This is a genomic window from Bradyrhizobium sp. CCBAU 051011 (assembly GCF_009930815.1).
GTDB lineage: Bacteria > Pseudomonadota > Alphaproteobacteria > Rhizobiales > Xanthobacteraceae > Bradyrhizobium.
Map to the genome: position 1 here is coordinate 2,253,278 of NZ_CP022222.1, position 20,986 is coordinate 2,274,263.

Annotated in this window: 17 protein-coding genes, 1 tRNA gene and 3 pseudogenes; 6 read left to right on the forward strand and 15 right to left on the reverse strand. The window is 61.7% G+C overall.

Features of this window, described 5'->3' with window-relative positions:
* Positions 1-202 precede the first annotated feature (202 nt).
* A complete protein-coding gene (locus ACH79_RS10685) occupies positions 203-670 on the reverse strand; it encodes a hypothetical protein (protein WP_161850991.1) in 468 nt (155 codons plus the stop codon).
* Positions 671-1,160: 490 nt separating this feature from the next.
* Here ACH79_RS10685 and ACH79_RS10690 point away from each other — a divergent pair, with 490 nt between their 5' ends.
* A complete protein-coding gene (locus ACH79_RS10690) occupies positions 1,161-1,511 on the forward strand; it encodes a hypothetical protein (RefSeq protein ID WP_161850992.1) in 351 nt (116 codons plus the stop codon).
* 113 nt (positions 1,512-1,624) lie between these two features.
* On the opposite strand, the gene ACH79_RS10695 is transcribed toward ACH79_RS10690, so the two are convergent.
* The 7 genes and pseudogenes from ACH79_RS10695 to ACH79_RS10725 form a co-directional block, all read right to left on the reverse strand.
* Positions 1,625-2,320: a cytochrome c3 family protein gene (locus ACH79_RS10695; protein WP_161850993.1), complete on the reverse strand. Its 696-nt coding sequence runs from the start codon at positions 2,318-2,320 to the stop codon at positions 1,625-1,627.
* 7 nt (positions 2,321-2,327) lie between these two features.
* Positions 2,328-2,825: a nitrate reductase cytochrome c-type subunit gene (locus tag ACH79_RS10700; RefSeq protein WP_161850994.1), complete on the reverse strand. Its 498-nt coding sequence runs from the start codon at positions 2,823-2,825 to the stop codon at positions 2,328-2,330.
* Positions 2,798-5,293: a periplasmic nitrate reductase subunit alpha gene (gene napA / locus ACH79_RS10705; RefSeq protein WP_161850995.1), complete on the reverse strand. Its 2,496-nt coding sequence runs from the start codon at positions 5,291-5,293 to the stop codon at positions 2,798-2,800. Before napA ends, ACH79_RS10700 begins: the two co-directional genes overlap by 28 nt.
* A gap of 4 nt (positions 5,294-5,297) precedes the next feature.
* The gene (locus ACH79_RS10710) at positions 5,298-5,561 is read right to left on the reverse strand and encodes a chaperone NapD (protein WP_161850996.1); all 264 of its coding nucleotides are present in this window, start codon (positions 5,559-5,561) and stop codon (positions 5,298-5,300) included.
* Positions 5,558-5,839 (reverse strand): 4Fe-4S dicluster domain-containing protein, encoded by a 282-nt coding sequence (locus ACH79_RS10715; protein WP_161850997.1) that lies wholly within the window; start codon positions 5,837-5,839, stop codon positions 5,558-5,560. The genes ACH79_RS10710 and ACH79_RS10715 overlap by 4 nt, the downstream gene beginning before the upstream one ends.
* A gap of 6 nt (positions 5,840-5,845) precedes the next feature.
* On the reverse strand, positions 5,846-6,043 hold the full coding sequence (locus ACH79_RS10720; RefSeq protein WP_161850998.1) for a nitrate reductase: 198 nt from the start codon (positions 6,041-6,043) through the stop codon (positions 5,846-5,848).
* 366 nt (positions 6,044-6,409) lie between these two features.
* Positions 6,410-7,318, reverse strand: a pseudogene (locus tag ACH79_RS10725) (YifB family Mg chelatase-like AAA ATPase); the annotation flags it as partial.
* A gap of 36 nt (positions 7,319-7,354) precedes the next feature.
* On the opposite strand from ACH79_RS10725, the gene ACH79_RS10730 reads away from it, so the two are divergent.
* Together ACH79_RS10730 and ACH79_RS10735 are read left to right on the forward strand one after the other, a co-directional pair.
* Positions 7,355-9,070, forward strand: coding sequence for a recombinase family protein (locus tag ACH79_RS10730; RefSeq protein ID WP_161850999.1), 1,716 nt, complete (start codon positions 7,355-7,357; stop codon positions 9,068-9,070).
* The gene (locus tag ACH79_RS10735; protein ID WP_161851000.1) at positions 9,067-10,023 is read left to right on the forward strand and encodes a ParB/RepB/Spo0J family partition protein; all 957 of its coding nucleotides are present in this window, start codon (positions 9,067-9,069) and stop codon (positions 10,021-10,023) included. Before ACH79_RS10730 ends, ACH79_RS10735 begins: the two co-directional genes overlap by 4 nt.
* An 833-nt stretch (positions 10,024-10,856) precedes the next feature.
* Here the strand turns inward: ACH79_RS10735 and ACH79_RS45050 are convergent.
* Positions 10,857-11,189, reverse strand: coding sequence for a toll/interleukin-1 receptor domain-containing protein (locus ACH79_RS45050; RefSeq protein ID WP_161851001.1), 333 nt, complete (start codon positions 11,187-11,189; stop codon positions 10,857-10,859).
* Positions 11,190-12,009: 820 nt separating this feature from the next.
* Between ACH79_RS45050 and ACH79_RS45055 the strand changes: the two are divergent.
* From ACH79_RS45055 to ACH79_RS10755, 3 genes and pseudogenes are all read left to right on the forward strand, one after another.
* Positions 12,010-12,321 (forward strand): annotated as a pseudogene (locus ACH79_RS45055) (helix-turn-helix domain-containing protein); the annotation flags it as partial.
* A gap of 111 nt (positions 12,322-12,432) precedes the next feature.
* Positions 12,433-12,529 (forward strand) — tRNA-Arg (locus ACH79_RS10750).
* Positions 12,530-12,645: 116 nt separating this feature from the next.
* A complete protein-coding gene (locus ACH79_RS10755; protein WP_161851002.1) occupies positions 12,646-13,743 on the forward strand; it encodes an MrcB family domain-containing protein in 1,098 nt (365 codons plus the stop codon).
* Between the two features lie 1,357 nt (positions 13,744-15,100).
* On the opposite strand, the gene ACH79_RS10760 is transcribed toward ACH79_RS10755, so the two are convergent.
* From ACH79_RS10760 to ACH79_RS10785, 6 genes and pseudogenes are all read right to left on the reverse strand, one after another.
* The gene (locus ACH79_RS10760; RefSeq protein ID WP_161851003.1) at positions 15,101-15,904 is read right to left on the reverse strand and encodes a hypothetical protein; all 804 of its coding nucleotides are present in this window, start codon (positions 15,902-15,904) and stop codon (positions 15,101-15,103) included.
* Between the two features lie 525 nt (positions 15,905-16,429).
* Positions 16,430-17,242: a DUF2726 domain-containing protein gene (locus ACH79_RS10765; RefSeq protein WP_161851004.1), complete on the reverse strand. Its 813-nt coding sequence runs from the start codon at positions 17,240-17,242 to the stop codon at positions 16,430-16,432.
* A gap of 190 nt (positions 17,243-17,432) precedes the next feature.
* Positions 17,433-18,066: pseudogene (locus ACH79_RS10770) on the reverse strand (magnesium chelatase domain-containing protein); the annotation flags it as partial.
* A gap of 158 nt (positions 18,067-18,224) precedes the next feature.
* Positions 18,225-18,407 (reverse strand): hypothetical protein, encoded by a 183-nt coding sequence (locus ACH79_RS10775; RefSeq protein WP_161851005.1) that lies wholly within the window; start codon positions 18,405-18,407, stop codon positions 18,225-18,227.
* Positions 18,408-18,730: 323 nt separating this feature from the next.
* Positions 18,731-19,714 carry an MBL fold metallo-hydrolase gene (locus tag ACH79_RS10780; protein WP_161851006.1) on the reverse strand — a complete coding sequence of 328 codons (984 nt, stop codon included), beginning with the start codon at positions 19,712-19,714 and terminating at the stop codon, positions 18,731-18,733.
* 234 nt (positions 19,715-19,948) lie between these two features.
* On the reverse strand, positions 19,949-20,443 hold the full coding sequence (locus tag ACH79_RS10785; RefSeq protein ID WP_161851007.1) for a hypothetical protein: 495 nt from the start codon (positions 20,441-20,443) through the stop codon (positions 19,949-19,951).
* Positions 20,444-20,986 lie beyond the last annotated feature (543 nt).

The following is a 20,986-nucleotide window of genomic DNA, read 5'->3' on the forward strand; positions in this document are numbered from 1 at the left end:
CGCCAATGACCCTGAGCTTGCTGCTTGAACTGAACCGGCCCGCTGCGCCGTATGCCTTAGACAGACGATGCGTCGCCGACGTTGCAAAGTGCTTGAGGTGCTCAGCGCGTAACGGCCGCGATGAGAACAGGGTGAATGAAACGTTAACCGAGCATGGTCAGGAGAAGTGGAAACCGGCTTCCGAGAAGACCGTGCTCCAAACCTAGAGCGACGCCGCCTGGATGCGGTGGCGCTCGCCGCGGGCGCCGACGATCAGGGCAGCGGCATCGAGCAGCGAAAAGCTCTTCGAGGACACGAAAATGCGGTAATCGGCCGGCCCGTCCCGGGAGAGATAGATCACGGGATCGGAGCCGGAGGGTTTTCGGGAAATCGCGACCAGTCGCGGCGGCGTATTGCTCTCGCAGGCACCCGCCTCGGCCGTATCGATGTCGTCGATCACGGTGAAGTCGGCCGCTTCCGGGCTGTCGGAGATCTGGACCCGAACCGTCGCGCGGGACGGATCGTTGGTGAAGCTGACGTAGTGGTGCGCCTCCCAGGAGAGGGAGGCGATCTGGACGGAAGTGCCCGCGATTTCGATGCAGGGCCGCGAACCGTCCAAAAACTCGCTCCGCGCGAACAGGGCGACAATCGCCAGCGGAACCACGGAGACCAGGACTTTCAAACGCAACATGACACGCTACTCGCTCGCCATGAGCCCACGACATGGGGCTTATGGTTGGCAGAGTGTGAAAGAAATTAGTTACCGCGACGTTGACGCCGGTTGTTTTTTGCGCTCGCGGCATCCTGATCGCGAGTGAGGGAAGGGGATGCGCGGCCGCCTTATCGATGGCCGTCGTTTCCGCATCGGCAGGGCATCCGATACGCTGCGGCCTTTCAGCGTCATTGCGAGCCAACGGGTCGGCACGAAGCGCCGCCCGATGACAGACTCCGCGAAGCAATCCATAGCTCGGCTCGGGGATAGATGGCTTGCTTCGCTTGGCTCGCAATGACGTAGATATAGATTCGCGATCTCGCGACATGTTTTGCCCGCCGGTCAGTTTGCCGCACTTACTGCATAAAATTGCCCTTGTACGCGAGGCAAATCAGCTTGCGGTTCACGGACACGACGCAAGCAAGTTTGCCAACGGTGCGTGTTGGACTGACCGAGGAAGGGTTGCGTCATGCGAAAATTGTTGGGGCTCGTCGTCATGATTGTCAGCGCGGCAATCTCCACCGCAGATTCCGCGTCCGCCAAGAAGATGAAGCAAGTGCTCGAGGCGAGGATGGCCTGCGCCAAGGCTCCACCCAATCTGACCATTGGGCCGAAATTCCTATCGCATGTGAAGCGCATGTGCGAGGGCAAGACGGAGTGCAGCGTCGGGCCAGGTGAGTTGTTCGCGGCCGGAGACATGGAGCGCTGGGGATGCAACAAGGGATTCTTCGTTCTCATCAGCTGCGGCGGCAGTGACAAGCAGCAGTATCCTTCCGACAACGTGAAACAGAAGATCGACGTGTTCTGCGACGCGCCATAACCGCATCCCGCGCTAAAGCGTGATGACTTTTCTGCGAATCGTCATCCCGCTTTATCTTTTTGTTTGAGCATGATCTTTTCGGAAGACCGCTACACACTTTTCCGGATCATGCTCTAGGGCCGCTCGGCTGCGGCGCCCGCCAGGTAGCGTGCCAGTTCGGAGCGCGGATCCTGACGAAAACTCTGGCGCTCCCTCAACTCCGGCGGCGCCCGCCAGCCCGGCTCGATGCCGGTCATATCAGGCAATTCGTGCGCGATGCCCTTGTGGCAGTCGATACAGGTCTTCTCGCCGGTGGTGAGAAATTTGCCATGGATCTCCGCGGCCCGCCGCGTCTGCTTGGTGAAATCCATCGCGACCGCGGAGTGGCAGTTGCGGCATTCCAGGGAATCATTGGCTTTTAGCCGCGCCCATTCGTGCTTGGCGAGCTCGAGCCGGTGATCCAGAAACTTCTGCCTGGTGTCGATCACGCCGAAGATCTTGCCCCAGACTTCCTTGGAAGCCTGCATCTTGCGGGCGATCTTATCGGTCCAGTCGTGCGGAACGTGACAGTCGGGGCAACTGGCGCGGACGCCCGAACGGTTCGAGAAGTGGGGGGTGTGCTGCAGCTCCTCGAACACGTTGCTGCGCATTTCATGGCAGGAGGTGCAGAACTTCTCGGTATTGGTGACTTCGAGCGCGGTATTGAAGGCGCCCCAGAACAGCACGCCGCAGACGAAGCCGCCGAGCGCGAGAAACCCCAGGCTGAGATGCGTGCTGGGCCGGCTGGCGATGCGCCAGAACCAGATCAGCAGTTCCTTGAGCCGCTTCATCGCCCACTCACTTTTTCTCGGGTTCGACGAGCAGCATGTCCTTGAACGTGCTCGGGACCAGCGGCTGTGCGTCCGTTTGCTGGACATGGCAGGCGGTGCAGAAGTAGCGCCGCGGGGTGACATCGGCGAGCACCTGCCCGTTGCGGTCCATGAAGTGGGTGACGCTGATCATCGGCGCACCCGAGCCTTCGGTGAATTGCCGCCGGTGACAGTCGAGGCAGCGGTTGGTCTTGAGCGTGAGCTGATAATTGTCGATCGAGTGCGGAATGATCGGCGGCTGCTCCGGATAGTTGCGCATCAGCCGCTTGTCATCGATGACAGGCCGCGCCAGGGCAGGCGCCGGCACGTCGCCCATGGGCGAAGCGGCGCCGGTGACGCGCGGCACGACCTGGGGCGCGTTCTGCGCGTAGATCGCGCCGCAGACGAACACCAGCATGCCGCCAAGCAGCGCGCCTGCGAGCGGCGTTCGAAGTCTCTTCAGGCCGGGATGATCTTGACCGCGCATTTCTTGAAGTCCGTCTGCTTGGAAATGGGATCGGTGGCGTCCAACGTCACCTTGTTGATGAGCTGGCTGGCGTCGAACCAGGGTACGAAGACCACGCCGCGCGGCATCCGGTTGCGGCCCTTGGTGTCGATCCGGCTCCTGATTTCGCCGCGCCGGGAAACCACCCGGACTTCCGCGCCCTCGTTGATGCCCCGGGCGCGGGCGTCTTCGGCATGCATGTAGACCCTGGCGCCGGGATACGCCTTGTAGAGCTCCGGCACCCGCATGGTCATGGAGCCGGAGTGCCAATGTTCGAGCACGCGGCCGGTGACGAGCCAGATATCGAACTCCTTGTCCGGAGATTCCGCCGGCGGCTCGTACGGTACCGCGATGATCCTCGCCTTGCCGTCCTTGTTGCCGTAGAACTCGACGCCCTTGCCCGGCTTCACATAGGGATCAAGGCCTTCGCGATAGCGCCACTTGGTCTCCTTGCCGTTGACGACAGGCCATCGCAGTCCCCGCACCTCGTGAAGGGTGTCGAAATCAGCGACATCGTGGCCGTGCCCGCGGCCGAACTGGGCGTATTCCTCGAATAGTCCCTTCTGCACGTAGAAGCCGAACGCCTTCGCTTCGCGGTTCCCGTACTCGGCGGGGATTTCGGTCGTCGGGAACTTGTCGACATTGCCGTTGCGGAAGAGAACGTCGAACAATGTCTTGCCGCGATAGTTCGGATTGGCGTCGAGGATCTGCGCCGGCCATACCTCGTCGGTGGTGAAGCGTTTTGAGAATTCCATCATCTGCCAGAGATCGGAGCGCGCTTCGCCCGGCGCATTGACGAGCTGCCGCCACACATGGGTGCGGCGCTCAGCGTTGCCGTAGGCGCCCTCCTTCTCCACCCACATCGCCGCCGGCAGCACGAGATCGGCGGCCATCGCGGTGACGGTCGGATAGGCATCCGAGACCACAATGAAATTGTCCGGATTGCGGTAGCCGGGATAGGTCTCGCGCGAATTGTTCGGCGCGGCGTGCATGTTGTTGTTCACCTGAACCCAGTAGAAGTTCAGCTTGCCGTCATGGAGCATGCGGTCCTGCTCGACGGCGTGGTAGCCTGGCTTCTCCGGAATGATGCCGTGCGGGATGCGCCAGATTTCTTCCGCGTGCTTGCGGTGCTCCGGGTTGGTGACGACCATGTCGGCGGGCAGACGGTGCGCGAAAGTGCCGACCTCGCGCGCCGTGCCGCAGGCGGAGGGTTGCCCTGTCAGCGAGAACGGCGAATTGCCGGGCTCGGAGATCTTTCCTGTCAAAAGATGCAGATTGTAGAGAAGCTGGTTCGCCCAGACGCCGCGGACATGCTGGTTGAAACCCATCGTCCACAGCGACATCACCTTGCGTTTGGGATCAGCATAGAGCTCGGCGAGCTCCTGCAGGAAGCCGCGCTCGACGCCGGTGAGCTCGGATACCTTCTCGAGCGTGTAGTCTTTCACGAAGGCGGCGTAGGCGTCGAAATCGATCGGCAGCGTCGCGCCTGCGTTTGCTGCGCCCTTGGCCTTGACTTCCAGCGGATGGTCGGCGCGCAGGCCGTATCCGATGTCGACCGTGCCTTTGACGAACGTGGTATGGTTCTTGACGAAATCCTGGTTGACCCGCCCGGTCGTGATGATGTGGTTGGCGATGTAATTCAGGATCGCCAGATCCGTGCCCGGCTTGAACACGATCGGGATGTCGGCGAGATCGGAGCTGCGATTGGTGAAGGTCGAGAGTACCGCCACTTTCACATGCGGCTGGCTCAGCCGGCGGTCGGTGAGCCGCGTCCACAGGATCGGATGCATCTCGGCCATGTTCGAGCCCCACAGCACGAAGGCGTCGGCGGCTTCGAAATCGTCATAGCAGCCCATCGGCTCGTCCATGCCGAAGGTGCGCATGAAGGCGACCGCTGCGGAGGCCATGCAATGGCGCGCATTCGGATCGAGGTTGTTGGAGCGGAAGCCGGCCCGCATCAGCTTGGTGGCGGCGTAGCCTTCGTAGACCGTCCATTGGCCCGAACCGAACATGCCGAGCGCCGTCGGGCCCTTCTCCTTCAGCACCGTCTTGGCGCGGGCGGCCATCACGTCGAAAGCCTCGTCCCACGAAACCGGCGTCAGTTCGCCGTTCTTGTCGAAGACGCCGCCCTTCTTGCGCAACAGCGGCGTGGTCAGGCGGTCGCCGCCATACATGATCTTGGAGAGGAAATATCCCTTGATGCAGTTCAGCCCGCGATTGACCTCGGCGAGCGTATCGCCGTGGGTGGCGACGACCTTGCCGGCCTTGACGCCGACCATCACCCCGCAGCCGGTGCCGCAGAAGCGGCACGGCGCCTTCGACCATTTGATCTCCAGCGATCCGATGCCGCCCGCCACTGGCTGCGCGGCCGCAGGAACGGTGATGCCGGCGGCCGCGGCGGCGACGGCGGCGGCCTGCGCCTTCAACAATTCGCGTCGCGAGAGTGACATGATCCTAGTCTCCGATATCGGCTGATCTTTCGACCTGCTCGAACACCATGTTGGCCGACAGGACTCCCTGCCAGCATGCGATTTCGGCAAGGCGGCCACCGAGGATTCCGCTCTCGGCCGCCTCCATCACGATGACGATCTTTCTGGCGTCGCGCTGATGAACCTCGACGTCCGGCAGCGCAGCGAGCGCCTGCAGCACCTCGTTCCGGTGTTTGGGCAGCACGGATACGACCGCGCTCGAAATGTGAATGGTGGCTTCGTCTGTCATGCGGCGTCTCCGCCACGCGCGGCGCCCAGCACGATCGTAGCGCCGGGGCAGGCAGCGATGCATTCACCGCATCCGGTGCAGGCAGCTTCGTTGACGATGGCCTGAGGCGGCAATCCTATTCTAGGGCGGAAGCTGATCGCGGAAGCAGGACAGACATCGCCGCAGGAACGGCACACGATGCCGGCTTCGGCGAGGCACGCGTCACCGATGACGGCGACCGGTTTGGTGAGGAATTGACCGCGAAACAGAGCGCGGCGCGAGGGGCCCTGGGTTTGCATGGCGTTTCATGCTCCCGGAGGACCGGGCGGCCCCAGGATCAACTGGGACATCCACACCAGAAAGCCATAGCCACCGACCACGCCGACGGCGACCACCGGCCAGATGAAGGCGGCGATGATGGCGAACACCAGGAATTCCGCACGTCGACTTGCCCCGTGTACCTTCTTCGGCTGCGCATCAAGTTGAGTTGACGTATCGGGCATGTAACGACCTGCCGCCTTTGGAATCGAGTAATTACTCAGCCGGCCGCGCGTTCCCCGCCCATGCCGGCTACTTTGCCAATTGCCATCGCCGTCAGACGGAGTGCGCGACGAGTTCCCGCGCCGCTGCAGGATGCGTCACCGCAGCGATAGGGTAGCTGCGCGCGGGAAATCCTTCATTGATCTGGATCAAATAATGAAGAACAAACGCTTGGATTATTTGATGATCTTTCGGCGCGTTGCGCCGGAAGAGCTGCTGCGACTCAACTGAGCTTGGGCATGATCTCCGGGCAAACGCGTCGGGTTTGTCCCGCGGAAAACCGCTTCACGCTTTTGCGCGAACGCGGCCCTTCGTATCAGGATCATGCACTATGCCGCGCGCCTTAAATCCTCGGCCAGCGCGCGGTAGGACAGCGCTTCGGCCAGATGCAGCCGTCCGATTTTCTCCGCGCCATCGAGATCGGCGAGCGTGCGCGCGACGCGGAGCACGCGGTGATAGCCGCGCGCGGTGAGCTTCATGGTGTCGGCGGCGTCGCGCAGCAGTTTCTGGCCCTGCGCATCCGGCTGTGCGATCGTTTCCAATAGCGAGGCCGGCGCTTCGGCATTGGTGCGGATCTGCGGCATGCCGGCCGTTGCGTAGCGTGCGAGCTGGATGTTCCGGGCGGCGGCGACGCGGGCAGCGACTTCGGCCGAGCCTTCGGATGGCGGCGGCAGGATCAGGTCGGCGGCGGTCACCGCCGGCACTTCGATACGTAGGTCGATGCGGTCCATCAGCGGGCCGGAGATGCGCATCTGGTAATCAGACGTGCAGCGCTCGATGGGCGCGCGTCTGCAGGAATAACCGGGGTCATAGGCCTGGCCGCAGCGGCAAGGGTTCATCGCCGCGACCAGCATGAAGCGCGCGGGATAGGTGACGCGGTGATTGGCACGGGACACCGAGACCTCGCCGTTCTCCAGCGGCTGTCGCAAGGAATCGAGCACGCGCGGATCGAACTCCGGCAATTCGTCGAGAAACAGCACGCCCTGATGCGCCAGCGAAATCTCGCCGGGCCTGGCGCGCAGGCCACCGCCGGTCAGTGCGGCCATGCTGGCGGAATGATGCGGTGCGCGGAACGGCCGCCGCGCCGTCAATGCGCCGTCGCGGATTTCGCCGGCGACGGAGGCGATCATCGAGACTTCCAACAGTTCGGACGGCGACAGCGGCGGCAGGATCGAGGGCAGTCGCGCCGCCAGCATCGACTTGCCGGCGCCGGGCGAGCCGATCATCAGCATGTGATTGTCTCAGTGCCCATAGTGGGCCACCTGAAGGCAAACATGAACCGCATCAAAATCGCCCGTGGCTGCAATCCGCTCGGCTCAAATCATCAAGGGACAATACTCATCAACGAAGCCGATGCTCAGCGGCTGGGAGCACCCATGGACATGCAGCGGCCCGCGAGGGCGTACAGCTACGTGCGCTTCAGCACACCGGAGCAGGCGAAAGGCCATTCGCTCCAGCGGCAGACTGAGGCGGCGCAGGCATGGGCCGCTGCGAATGGTGTGGTGCTGGATGATGAGCTGACGTTTGAGGACAAGGGCGTCTCAGGGTTCCACGGAGCCAACCGAGAGACGGGTGCATTGGGCGTGTTCCTTGATCGGGTGCGAGACGGCACCATTCCTCCCGGCTCTTGGCTTCTGGTGGAAAACCTTGACCGCATCAGCAGGCAGGTAGCACGCAAGGCCGTGCGGGCGATTGAGGACATCGTTGAGGCCGGGATAACCGTTATAGACATGTCGGACGGCGGCCGGGAGTACAATGCCGCCGCGCTCGATAGCGACCCAGTGCTGTTCCTCATGATGGTGCTGCGCTTTATCCGCGCCAACGAGGAGAGCGCCACGAAGGGCGTGCGCGTCGCTAAGGCGCACGCTGCCAGACGACAGAAATTCGCAGGGCAAGAGAAGCTCACCAAGCCATACACCCGCAGGCTCCCTGCGTGGATACGATGGAGTGACGAGGCCTCGGACTATGAGCTGATCGAAGACCGAAGCGCATTGCTGCGGTGGATGTTCGAAATGGCTGACGATGGCATGGGAGAATACAGCATCGCTGCGCACCTCAATGCCACCAAGGAAGACACTTGGGGTGCGGGCAAGTGGAAGGCGGCGCATTGGCATCGCAGCTACATCCATAAGCTCCTCACCAACAAGGCGGCCATTGGCGTCTTCGTGCCACACCGGGTTCAGAAGGTTGAAGGCAAGCGCACCAAACAGCGTGTCCCGCTGGAGCCCATCGCCCACAGGTTCCCCGCAGCCGTGGACCGAGAATTGTTTGAACGAGTGAACGCCCGCCTGAGCACCACAGAGGCGCGCGGTAGGAACGCCAAGGCTCCCGTGCGGTCCATCTTTGCGGGATTGGCGAAATGTCAGCACTGCGGGGGTACCGTCACTAGGGTCAACAAGGGGGAGCATGTGTATCTCGTGTGCTCGGCAGCGCACGCGAACGCGGGCACATGCAAGTACGAAAGCGTGCCCTACCACGATGCCGAAGTGGAGATGCGCCGGGTAATCCACCAAGTCTTGGATGCGGCTCCCCGGGGCAATGACACCGCAGAGATGGACGCCAAGATTGAGCAGATGCGTGCGGCGATTGATGTAGGCGAGGACAGGGTACGCGAGCTGCTGGAGCTAACTATCACCGACAAGAGCAGGGCAGCGAGACAGGCGCTGAACACCGCTGAACAGGAACTTGAGGAGACCACAGAGAGCCTGCGGAAGATGCTGGAGCGGCGGGACACCATGACTAGCACCAACGTCAAACTACGGCTGGCAGCAGTCGAGAAGGCGCTCACAGCGGAGCCCATGGACACTGAGGAAGCCAACAAGGCGCTGCGGGCCGCGGTGCGCAGGATGGTCATGAGGCCGCAGGAGGGGCGCTTGGACATCCTGTGGCACCACGCCGATGAGCCGCAAGAGACGCTGTTCATGACTAGCCGCTTCGATTGGGACGCCAATCAGATTGAAAAGAAGAACACGGAAGAAACAGGGCTATGAAGCATCAGCCAGCAAAGGCAAAACGAAAAGAGACAGTTGAGCGACGACGGGCCATCACACGCGAGGGCATCAAGAGGCCGCGCGACACCGGCGCGACCAAGGAAGACATTGAGAGGAAATTAGCCACGAGTGCGACCCCGAAACACACAAAGGGGAGCGCTGTGGTGAAACTCAAGGTCAACAGCATCCGCGTGGCCCAAGAAGTGTTCCAGTGGAGAACGCCGCAGTACAACATGATACCGAGCGATGACCATATTTTCGAAATGGCTAAGGCTATACAGAACACGGGCGCGCTAGAGCCGATACTCGTATTCCCGGTGGCTGATAAGTACTACGTGATAGATGGGCACCACCGGCTAGCGGCCTACATCACGGCAGGATGGCAAGGCAGCATTCCAGCAAGAGTATTCACAGGCAGCCTGGATGAGGCCATGCGGGAGGCGCTAAAGCTCAACATCAAGAACAAGCTGCCGATGACGACTAGAGACAAAACAGAGGCCGCATGGAGGTTAGTGAAGGAAGGCAGGCCGGGAGAGTGGCCGGACAGCATCAGCGAAACGATGAAATTAACAGGCGTCGGGAAAGGCACGGTGAACCGAATGCGCAGCGCATGGGAAACGCTGCACAACGCGCAGCATAGCGACCCTAAAACCGGTGAGCCCCCTAGGGACATCAGTTGGGCGCAGGCACAAGCCAAGATCAAGGGAAACGGAGAGCCGCAGTTCAATTACGACAGTTGGCTTGAGGAGCGAGCGCAGAACTTGGCGGAGGATATCGTCAGGGCGAAGCTGCACCTAGCGAAGGACATAGAAGTCACCGCACTCGCATTGGAGATGCTGGACCCGCAATTACCCGAGGCGCTCATGGCGCACTGGGCCCCGCCGCGTCCCTTTGATCCGGACGCGGTAGACGAGGACGAGTTGGACGAAGACGGCGAACGACTGCCATTCTAGGCCACAGGTACCCCAACCCATGGTGCCCCTTTGGGGTAGGCTGGGGCGCAGCGCCTTAAAAGGCCGCAGTTGCCTTAACCCATAATGCCCCTTTGGGTAGCCAACAGAGGACTATGGCTTTGGGAAGCCACCGAGGATCGGGGAAGGAAGGCCCCTGCGAAACCCTACGGAGGCGCAGGATTCATTGTTGGCCCCTCGGCTACCCGGGGAGCGGCCACTCCAAACGGTCACCAGTGGATTCCGTAGAGTCTTCTGGAGCCCATTGCTCATATATGTGCACATATGCTCCCTTGGCTTTTGTCAGAGACGCTTCGGCGGCTCGCCCCTTGAAGCCGAGTAATTTGAAATCGGGGTGCCGGGGCCGTTCTAACAGGGGGCCCAGTACGCCGTATGGGACCCGTGAATTTCTGTGTGACCCCGGAGGGACAAGTCCTTACCTCTTTCGTTTCCGTGGCACGGCCGCCTTTGCAGGAACAATGTCGATGACGTGCTCAGGGAGGAAAACGACAGGGCTCCCCCATTTTACATGCCGGTGGCGTATGTCGAAACCGAGCTTGGCCAGATCGGAGGCCTTTAGGGTCGTGCGCTGCTTCTCAGTCGGGATGTAGAAGGTCTTGGGATGCTTCTTGTTTGTCTTTACCCCGTTATGCAACGCCCAACCGTCCTGCTTCATTGTTGGAAGCCGGAGCAGCGGGGCCGTACTCGTCCGTGGTCGTTTTGCAGGCGTATTGAAAATTGCGCGGAGAAGCTCTTCAAGGGTGCTGCTCGCCAAACGCTTTGAGCGAGCATCCACCGTGTAAATACCACCAAGGTGTGTAGGGATGGCGCAGCTTCTACCCGGCTTGTGATCGCCTGCACGGAGCATTCCGCCGCGGGATGCCGGCCAACCTGTCGGCCGAAATGATCTGCTGCTCGAACCCGACGCCGCCTTGGCGCGCGTTTGATTTACGGGCGTAGGCCGGAGTGCAAACGACAACCACGTGGCCGCTTGATCGTATCTTGCTCTCCATGAACTTGGTGAGACTCTCGCCTGCCTTCACATGCCATTGATCGAGCCATACCTTGACGCCATTCTGCTCAAGACGCGCGGCTAGGGATGCCACCCAACGCTCGTGCGTGGCGGCACTGTCCCACGAATAGGAGATGAAAGCGCTGGGCTGTCGCATGATCGACTGCCGAGCTTACCGGTGGCGCAGTTCCCCCGGAAGTATCAGAGGTTGACCCTCCACAGCCTTGCGGGGCACCTCCGGCCTCTAGATACCCGGACGGTGCTGGGGCGCGCGGCCAAACCGACAGACCCCGACGGGGGATGGCGGGTAGTGCCCGGCCCGCCAGAGCCGCCCAGTCGGGGTATTCGCCACCCAGAACTAGTCATGGGTCATCATTGCGAAGTTAGCACCCTCGCCTTACAGGCCGATGAGGTGCTTCATGACCAACAGCGCATAGCCGGTGATCAGGAAGAAGTGGGCCACGGTTTCCATGGACACCCTCCTTTCTTATTTTCCGGTCAGTCAATTCTGCTTTTCCGGGGACGGTCGTTGCCGCCCAGCGGTGCTTATACGCGAAAAGCTTCGCCCTGCCCGCGGCTTTGCTTCCGTTCTCTGATAGCTCCCTGATCCATCCATCATTGGAGAAGCCCGTGGGAGGCTGAACAGAGAGCAACCGTCCGCGTGTGGGCTCCACCGAACCGCTCTGCCATGCGCAAAGATAGGGCCCGCACACTCATACCAGCCGTGGGCTGGGCCGCAGCCGCAGCTTTTAAGCAAGAGCTGTGAGTCGGGAAGGCCGGGGTCGATCAAAAATGGGGCCCGGTTGGTCATATGGGACCCGTGTGTTTCCCGTTGACGAAATCACCTCCTGGACCGTGAACGCTCCTGGAGACCGAGAAATAGCGTCAGATTTGTCGCCGTTAATCAGACCGAGCTTGTTCTGGTAGAAGTTCCAAGGTAAGTCCACAGCACTGGTTCCACCTATGGGCAGTGCGGGATGGCGGAAAGCCACGAACATCAGCAAGAGACCGACCCAGTTCTTCTGAAGCAGAGCAGGGTTGAGGAGCGCTACGGCGAAGCAGGAAAAGCCGGGTGGGCGCCGGTCCCCGATGTCCTTCTGCTCAACCAAAAGAGGTTAGGGATAAATAGTGCCGACCTGAACGTGTTGATGAACATGATCCTCCACTTCTACCGTCCCGGTGAGATGCCGTTCGTGAGGCCGAACGTGATTGCGAAGCGAATGGGGGTGGAGGAGAGAACTGTTCAAAGGGCGATTGCGAGACTGAGGAAACTTGGTCTCGTACGAAAAGGGAAGCACGAGAACGGACACATCACACACGACCTCACCCCGCTTCTGGAGCGGTTACAGCCTTATGCGAGAGAACGGATTGCCGAGCGCGAAAGGCGCAGGCAGGCAAATAGCGGCGTAGCTCAACTGGAAAGAGCCCCCGGTTTCGACACCATTGGCGGTCTGATGGTTGGCCGGGGAGATGCAGGTTCGAACCCTGCCGCCGCACCCGATATGCTCGTGACCGTCCAGAAGCCCGAGATGGGGCCGAAGACTTGACGGGTGCGCGCATCTTCCCATTGAAGTAATTACCGCTGATCATTCTGGCGGAGGGGGGCCGCGTGAATGCGAGACGAGCTTCTGGAGGTCATCAAGCTTCAACAAGACTACTCCGCAGCCAACACACCGGCGATGCAACGGCGCGGGGAGCTCATCAGGCGTGTAATCCGGGAGCAGCTTGAGGACGTGAGCGAGCAGCTGCGCCATGCTCTAGGCGCGCACGGTGTCGACTTGGACTTTGAGGGAAGGGATGGCACGGGACGCAAGACGCGCATCCCGTGGGTTCGCTTCTACTCCAAGGCCCGCTCCCACAGCGCGCAAGATGGATGGTACTGCGTGTACCTGTTCGATGCGCCAGGGACCGGCGTGTACCTTGAGCTCGGTCACGGCTCAACGACGCTAGAAGGAGGAGAGTTCCGACCCCGTCCACCGGAGGAGCTAGCCAGGCTGGTGGCCTGGGGGCGCGAGGCCCTCAAGTCGATCATCAGTGATGAACCGGCATTAGCGTTGCCGATGAAGCTGGGAGGGCGAGAGCTCGGAGACGCCTACGAGCGAAGCGCCGTTCTTGCGAAGTGGTACCCGGCCGATGACATGCCCAGCGACGAGGAGCTGCTCAATGACGCCGTTGCGTTCGCGGGATACCTGAAGCTCGTTTACGATGCGGAGGTTCTTGGGCTGGCTCCTACAGCGCCACCGCCCGAAGTTGTTGAGGTCGAGAGAGCAGCCTCTGGACAATCTCAGCGCCGCAGCAAGGCGCAGGGATTTGGATTGAACACGGCGGAACGTTTAGCGGTGGAGCTGCATGCGATGGCGCTCGCGAAGTCCCACCTGCAGGAGCTCGGGTGGCGCGTCCGAGACGTAAGCGCGACACATCCCTATGACTTTGAGTGCACGCAGGGCGAACAGCAAATGGTCGTCGAGGTTAAAGGGACGACATCAACTGGAGAGGAGGTCGTCGTCACGCACAATGAGGTCGAGGTTCAGCGAATGCGATACCCGAACAACGCGCTTATTGTGGTGCACTCTGTCGACTTGCTGCGGTCCGCTGACACACCAAAGGCCCGTGGGGGAATGCTGTTGATGCGTTCGCCATGGGAGATTGAAGACAACCACTTACGCCCGATTGCCTTCAGATGCGCAGTCCAGCGAGAGGAGCTCAGCTAGTGGAAGCCGGGCTTGCACGAATGGGCGGTGGAGAAACCGCACGCAACCGTATTTCGCCGGAGCGCCCCACTGCTGATGTGAGCCGAGCGGCGGCAGCAGCTCTTTAAGGCGAGGAACCGAAATCGCCTGAGCGACCGCGTCCAATTTGGGACCCATAGGCATGTATGGGACCCAGTATTGCGCGTTGGCCCCTCCGGCGGATGCCTTTTTCCCATTGACGAAATTCACATGCTGACGCGCGAGTGAAACTAAAGCTCGCGCCGCCCCGGGCAGCCGACTTCGCCTACCTGTGCACTCCAGTGGATACTGCAGGATAACCGCGGAACAAATGCTGGACGGGACGAGAATCGATGTAAATTACGAGCGGCAAGACGCGAATCGACGCGGCTTCTCCAACCGACGCCCAGCCCTGACACGGCCCGGGGCGCAGGTGCGCTTTCGGGGCAGCGGGGACCATACCCCGCCATGGAGAAGTAAATGCTTTCGTGTTCTCTGCCGCGGCCGGTCTACGTCCGGTCGTACTACCGCTTTCGCAAGGGGCGGCTTGAGTTCGTAACGGAGCATTGCCGCGGGCGGCCCGGCTCGCGCCGGAACCACACCGCGACTGCTATGTAACGTCTCTGTCCAAGACTTGGCCTCCGCTCTCAACCGGGCGGAGGTCCTTTTTCTCCACCATCGAGGGTGAAGAACTCGAATCCGACGCGACCGGCTAAGCCGTATCGGAAATGCCCAAAATCCTTATGTGTTTCACGCGCCCCGAGCGGCAGCGGCGCACTCGCTGTAATGCTGACTTCAGCACCTCGCCGAATCGTTTTCGATAACGCATTCGGCTGTCTCAAGAATTTCCCCCGTCATTCTGAGTAGGAAGAATCCTATAATTCCAATTCTCATAACGCAACGTTTCACGTGACGTGAAATATGTTTCACGGCCTTTTTCCCCTGCGGACCTCGCAGGCCCCGATTGGAGAATCTGCAGTAAGCGGGGCGGCGCGGCCTTACGCTTCGGTGGCCTCCGGGGGCGAGGGGCCGGCATGCCGCCTCTGATGTCAGGGCGCGCGCCTAACGTCCAATGCTCTGCAGCGACCGCCCAGCCGCTATCAAGCCGTCTGCTGCCGCGTCACTGCGAGCCTGCCTTTGCGCTTCCTCCACCTGCGCCTGCTGCCGATAGTAGAGCAGGTTCCGGCGGCACTGCTGATAGGCATCCGCGCCTTTGCCTGCCGATAACCCCCTGCACGAAGCGTCATCCTGAGCTTCCATCTTGGCCGCCCTCACGCCTGCGTCCTCCCTTTCCATGCAGCCGGAAAGGGACACAAGGCACAGCACCAACATCAACGCGCGCATCTTCAGCCCCACGCTCCTATGCACGGTCCCACGGTCCCCGGGAACCCGCGGCGGGAGGCGGAGGGACGCTCGGAACAGTGCGCTGCCGCGGAGGATCAGGGACGGTCGGGACCTCGGAGGAGCGGAAGGCCTGACGCACCGGGACATTCGGAGCAGCGAAGCGTTCCACGAACTCCTTGGCAGGCCCGGGCGTCTCCCGGGGACCAACGAAGACGTAGCGAACACCGCGACCGAACAACCAGACTGCAGCCGCAACCGCCAGGAGCGCCCACGCGAGGGTAGGATCACCGCGCCCATTGACGAAGATCAGGACGGCCGGCGCTGCGCAGATGAGAGCAACGGCGTTGAATAGCCAGCCGAGGAAAACACCAAGGCGGCCCAGCATTCCAAGAGCAGGAGGTGGCAAAGGACTACTCGCTATTGCAGAGGGGGCGGGGATGGGAGGGGATGCAGGAGCACCAGCGGTGACACCAGAGGTTCCTGAGGGCTTCACCACAGGCCGCCTAGCTGGTGGCGTGTCTCGCTCCAGCCACTCCTTGAGTGGCAGCGCCATCCCTGCGCAGATCAGCACGACGAATGCGGCTTCAACGTCGAACAGAACGGTGTGGATCAATCGATCCACGATGGCCCAATGCGTTGGCTGGAAGTCCGCAGGAATACCGAGTTGAGAGCCGAGCGTGTATGACGGCCACTTACCTGTCTGAAGCCACTGTACTACCTGATAGCCCAGACCGATCATCGCACCGAGCGCCATGACATCACCGAATATCGCGAGCGCGCCGACGAACAGCGCGGCGTAAAACACGTAAGTCCAATCCACGGAGGCAGCCCCTACCTGATTTGACCGAAGGATACCCAAGGGACGCACTGCGGCTCAACTGAACCATAGTGCAACCAAGGACGCACACCGCTGCCGTGAGCCGAGGAGACGACGAAGACCTTGAAGGCAGGCGGCCCCCGGCAGTGAAGCGGTTATTGCGTCAGCTCGGGGTGATGGAACATCCACAGCATGAATGCAAATGTTAGGAGGCAGAGGACGCTGGTTGGGCTTCCTCAGTTCCCGTCTCCACAACCAAACTGACCCACAGCCTTGGGGCTCGGATTACGGCTATTGCTGTGAGCCGGGCAGCGGCGGCCTTGAAGTCGAGGAACTTGAAAGCGCCAGCATAGACCCAAAACGCATAGCACCGACGGGGCGCATGTGCATGACATTTGCCACTGAGTAGATCATGTGCTGACGCTGAACGCCGGGCACCTGATGGGCGGGCGTGAGGAATGGCGCGGACCAGGTTTCTTGTAAGGAGACGCTTCACACGGAAAGCGCAAAAATTGCCATTGAAGAAAGTCACCTGTTCGTCCGCAACGGAACGGTTGGTGAGGCACTTTCTGCTTGCGCTATCCGCGAAATCTCTCGGGCCATGTCCTCGGCGCCACTCTCGGGCGTAACCTCGATGTACCGGACCCCGGCCTTTCGCAGTGCCTCTTTCTTAACGGCATCTCGCGCTGCAGCAGTTCCTTGGTAGTGGCCGTATCCTTGGTACTCAATAGCCGCAATCGGATCGCCGCTGCGGGAGACGATGAGAAGGTCGACGCGCTTGCTGTTGATCGCACTGTAGGCCCGCGCATCCGGGGAGGAGAGAACCTCACCCAAGCTAACTTGCGCCATCACGCGCCACTGGAGGTCCGCAATGTTGATTGCCTTTTCGGCGGCGTACAAAACCTGGGCCTCCGACCGTGAGAGGAGGCGGCGCTTCTTAAACACAGCACCCATGACCAGGCGAAGCTGCTCTGCGGGGTCGGTGACAGGAGCTGCTCCCGCCTCCACCCCGCCTTCACCTCTCCTCCGACGCCACGCTCGACGTGCCAGCTCCGCGCGAAGACGTTCGCAGCAAAGACCGGCGAGGAATGCGGCCACGACGGTAATGAACACAATTGGCAGATCGCCTTGCAAGCCTTGCATAGCGTTGGCTTCCCGTTGAGGGTCTCGCAGCGACTTGTAGGCAGTAAGGCTTGATCGTCTTGCTCGGGTTGCCAATTTCTTGTGATTTTCCGTCAAAGATGGTTTCTGCCACCCTTCCGGCTCGGGAGCCGCGAACGCTACGCCGCCTTCGCGACGACGAATAACTTCAAGAACGGCTGGTACGGGTATCCCGTCCAATGCGGCGCGGCCTCCCCTCGGTTGCGACAGACCAATGCTGCACCGGCGCGAGCCGGATGAAGGCAGGCTGCTGCCGACGGCTTTAGCCCTCGATTTTTGAAGCCAGAGGGGCCGAGCTCCAGCCAAAACGGTACCATGCCCCAAGGGGGCCCCAAAATCTGATCCAAAATTCCCATTGACGACACCACCTGAGCAAATGATGTCCGCCGGCTGCGGCAATCTCCAGCGCACGCTTTGCACTTTCCTGGCCTTTGATATCGCGCAGGTCGAGATGGGTTGCTTCCTGCTCGTGCACGCGCGGCTGCGGACGCGACAGCACCTGCGTGCCCTTAAAATGGTTGGCGATCTGGATCAGCGATTTGGCCGCGATGATCTGGATATCCGGGCTCGCCCAGGCCGCTTCCGAGCCGCATGCGGCGGGACAGATCAGCCCTTCCTCGCGCGCGTTCGCCCCGATCGCAGCCGGCAGCACGCCTGCGACCGGCGCGATCGATCCATCGAGCCCGAGCTCGCCGAGCACGGTAAAGCCGTTGAGCGCATCCGGCGGGATCGCGCCGATCGCAGCCATCAGGCCGAGCGCGATCGGCAGATCGTAATGGCTGCCTTCCTTCGGCACGTCGGCCGGTGCGAGGTTGACCGTGATCCGGCGGGCAGGGAGCGCCAGACCCGAGGCGATCAGCGCTGAGCGGACCCGCTCCCGCGCTTCCGACACCGCCTTGTCCGGCAGGCCGACGATCGCAAACGCCGGTAGGCCGGGCGCGACCTGCACCTGCACGTCGACCGCGCGGGCCTTCAAAGGCTACAGTAGATACCCGCGCGACCATCTCGCCCCTCGTGACGCAATCGAAGGTAGCGGGGAACCGGAGGGCAAGTCAAGAACATTGGGGGAACATAGACGCAAACGATCCTGTCTGCACCGTCTGCCTGTCAGACCGGCACAACCTCGGGGCGTGGACACATTCCGGCCGGGAGCTGCCGTCCCTCAGCGCTCCGTTCTCATGTATGGGCTGCTCTCGGAAACATGCTTCAGCGCCGGATCGTCGGCGAGAATGCGCACCGCCTGCGTCTTCTCCGGGCTCGGATTGGGCGGGGTGTCGCGCAGGCTCCATACGGCCAGGCCAACGACGAGCATTCCCGCGCTGATCGCTATCATGTCTTTGGTCATGTGCCGGGCCTCCAAACTGGCTGCCAAGCGGCCGAGACGCGGGCCTCATTGGTTCGGCTTGAAAGCCGATTGGCCCTGCGGCCTGACGCTTATGTTGCTCTCGGGCATCTTGCCCTGGTCTTGTTCGTTGTTGGCGTCCCTGCCGCCGAGGGCCGGAAGTTCCGCTGCCGGCTTCTTCGCTTAAGAGGAAACCAATTTCGGCGGATCGCGATGGTTCCTAAGGCGCGTCTTTTTCGATCGACTCGGTCTACGAAGCTGCGCTCCTGTGGCAGTAGCTTGACGATCCGGGGCCGGTGATCGGCCGGCCCCGCATCGGGGCGTCTTTACAGCTGCATGTTCATCGGCTCGGGATAATATCTAAAACCGTCGCCGTTCTTGGCGACGTGGCCGAAGCCCGGCCAGGCGAAGTGATAGGACATGACAGGGATCTTCTGGGCGGCGAGCATGTCCAGCATCTTCACCCGCGAGTTCGCTGCCTGCTTCGGATCGCTGTCGTAGGAGAACTCCATCCGCGGCTTCTCCAGCAGCAGCACGGCGTGATGGGAGAGATCGCCGAGGAAGCAGAAGGATTTGCCCTTTGAGCTCACCATGTAGATGGTGTGGCCGACGGTATGGCCGGGCGCTGATAACGCGGTGACGCCGGGCAAAAATTCCTGATTGTCCTTGATGAACACGATGCGGTCGCGCACCGGCATCAGGTTCTTGCGGGCGTGGAGGATAAAATCCTTCAAGGGACTGCCGAGCTTGCCTTCGTCGGTCCAGAAATCGAAATCGCTCTGGGCGATGTAGACCTGCGCATTCGGGAACAGCGGCTTGTCGTCGGCGCCGACAAGGCCGCCGATGTGGTCGATATGGGCGTGCGAGCAAACCACGGCGTCGATATCGCTGGCCTTGATGCCGGCCGCCGCGAGGTTCTTCTGCTGCTGACCGGTGGTCGGCCCGAACGCCTTCGAGGTGCCCATGCCGGTATCGAACAGGATCAGCTTGTCGCCGGTGTTCACGACCGGCGAGTTCTGCTCCAGCACGACATTGTCCGGGTTGAGGAAGTTGTCGGAGAGCATCTTCTTCACTTCTTCCTTCGGCACGCCGGTAAACGTACCGGAGGGATCGCCGAGCGGCAGTGGGCCGTCAGAGACCACGGTGACCTCGGCGTCGCCGAGATTGAATCGGTGCCAGTAGGGGGTCTGCGTGGCGAGCTTGGGCGCTTTGGCCAGTGCGCTGCCGCCGAGCATGGTTGAGGCGCCGAGACCCATTCCGAGTCCTGCGCCGAGCGCAAGCAAAGACCGTCGCGAAAGATTCGTCGTCATGCGTCTTCCTCCCACTGACTTTATTGAATTACAGCATGTGCCCGGACGGATTCATCCGTGGCGACAGGCTGCGCCCGCTTCCCGAAATTGGCAAGTGGGAGGACACGCCACAACAGGGATGTGAAAATGCGGGTGGCACGGCGTTATGTGGCGCCGCGCTTCTTTTCGATGGCATCCCGGATTTTCGCGCCGGCGTTGCAGGACGGGATTTTCGGATGATCACCGCGTCGACGACTACCAATCGTCGTAGATCCACTCCCTTGGGTATCGAGGCCGCGATCTCGCTTGCGGCGACCGCTCCGGCTTGCGGAAGGTCGGGGCCGGCTTCGCCGGAGGCGGTGACGCCCTGGGCGGGCTTTGCTCGGAAACCTTCGCGAGCGCGCGTTTCATCTCTTCCTGGCTCGCCTTCAGCTCTCCAATGGCCTTTGAATTGTCACTGGTGATTTGTTGCTGGTTCGCCTTGAGCTGCTCGATGTTTCGCTCCAGGTTCGCGAGGTTGCGCACGATCGTTTGCAGCAGCTGTGTCTGGTCGGGAGGCGCCGCGGTGGTTGGCGGCGAGGCGTCTTGCGGCGGTGCGGCCTGAGCCAGGGTTGGTGCTTGCGGAGGTGCTTCCTGTGGCGGTGCCGCTTGCGGTGGCGATGCTTGTGATGATGCTGCTGGCTCCGCCGCGGCCACTTGAACGGTGGATGGAGCGGGCTCGGCGGCAAGCGGCGGATTTTCCGGCGGCAATGCGGGCGTTGAAACGAGCTGCGGCGCTGAACGGGCGGCAACCTGCTTGTCCCCACCGCCATAGGACGATTGCCAAACCAGGGCAGCGGCAACAATGCACGCTGCCACGGGCAAGGCAACAAGCGTCCGGAGCGCCGGCCTTTTTTCCGGTGATGGCGCAGGCGGTGATTGCGAGGCGGGTTGGGCCGAAGGCGGATGCGCGTCATCGCGCTCCATTCTTGCAAGCTGTTCGGTCAACCGCGTGAGCTGTTCATCCGCGCGCTTGATCTGTTCGTGAGCATGCGCGAGCCGTTCATCGGCGCCCGCGATTGGGGCATCAGTTTCTTTCGGAGTAGGTGTGGAGTTCATTGGCGTTTCCCTTTCCGCCCAATGTCATCCGCAGGTAGCCGGTCGACCATGCGCCGACGCTCCGTGCAGTCTTGTCCAAAGAATGGCCGTATGATGATAGAGTACTGGATCACATGGCGATAGACGTTCTGGAATCCCGCGGGCCGTTGCCGACGGCGCAGCAGAGCGGCGCCACGACTCTCTCCGCCGGTTCCA

Coding starts and splice junctions, on each gene's coding strand:
- ACH79_RS10685 (WP_161850991.1), bottom strand. CDS start 670: ATGTTGCGTTTGAAAGTCCTGGTCTCCGTGGTTCCGCTGGCGATTGTC.
- ACH79_RS10690 (WP_161850992.1), top strand. CDS start 1,161: ATGCGAAAATTGTTGGGGCTCGTCGTCATGATTGTCAGCGCGGCAATC.
- ACH79_RS10695 (WP_161850993.1), bottom strand. CDS start 2,320: ATGAAGCGGCTCAAGGAACTGCTGATCTGGTTCTGGCGCATCGCCAGC.
- ACH79_RS10700 (WP_161850994.1), bottom strand. CDS start 2,825: ATGCGCGGTCAAGATCATCCCGGCCTGAAGAGACTTCGAACGCCGCTC.
- napA (WP_161850995.1), bottom strand. CDS start 5,293: ATGTCACTCTCGCGACGCGAATTGTTGAAGGCGCAGGCCGCCGCCGTC.
- ACH79_RS10710 (WP_161850996.1), bottom strand. CDS start 5,561: ATGACAGACGAAGCCACCATTCACATTTCGAGCGCGGTCGTATCCGTG.
- ACH79_RS10715 (WP_161850997.1), bottom strand. CDS start 5,839: ATGCAAACCCAGGGCCCCTCGCGCCGCGCTCTGTTTCGCGGTCAATTC.
- ACH79_RS10720 (WP_161850998.1), bottom strand. CDS start 6,043: ATGCCCGATACGTCAACTCAACTTGATGCGCAGCCGAAGAAGGTACAC.
- ACH79_RS10730 (WP_161850999.1), top strand. CDS start 7,355: ATGAACCGCATCAAAATCGCCCGTGGCTGCAATCCGCTCGGCTCAAAT.
- ACH79_RS10735 (WP_161851000.1), top strand. CDS start 9,067: ATGAAGCATCAGCCAGCAAAGGCAAAACGAAAAGAGACAGTTGAGCGA.
- ACH79_RS45050 (WP_161851001.1), bottom strand. CDS start 11,189: ATGCGACAGCCCAGCGCTTTCATCTCCTATTCGTGGGACAGTGCCGCC.
- ACH79_RS10755 (WP_161851002.1), top strand. CDS start 12,646: ATGCGAGACGAGCTTCTGGAGGTCATCAAGCTTCAACAAGACTACTCC.
- ACH79_RS10775 (WP_161851005.1), bottom strand. CDS start 18,407: ATGACCAAAGACATGATAGCGATCAGCGCGGGAATGCTCGTCGTTGGC.
- ACH79_RS10780 (WP_161851006.1), bottom strand. CDS start 19,714: ATGACGACGAATCTTTCGCGACGGTCTTTGCTTGCGCTCGGCGCAGGA.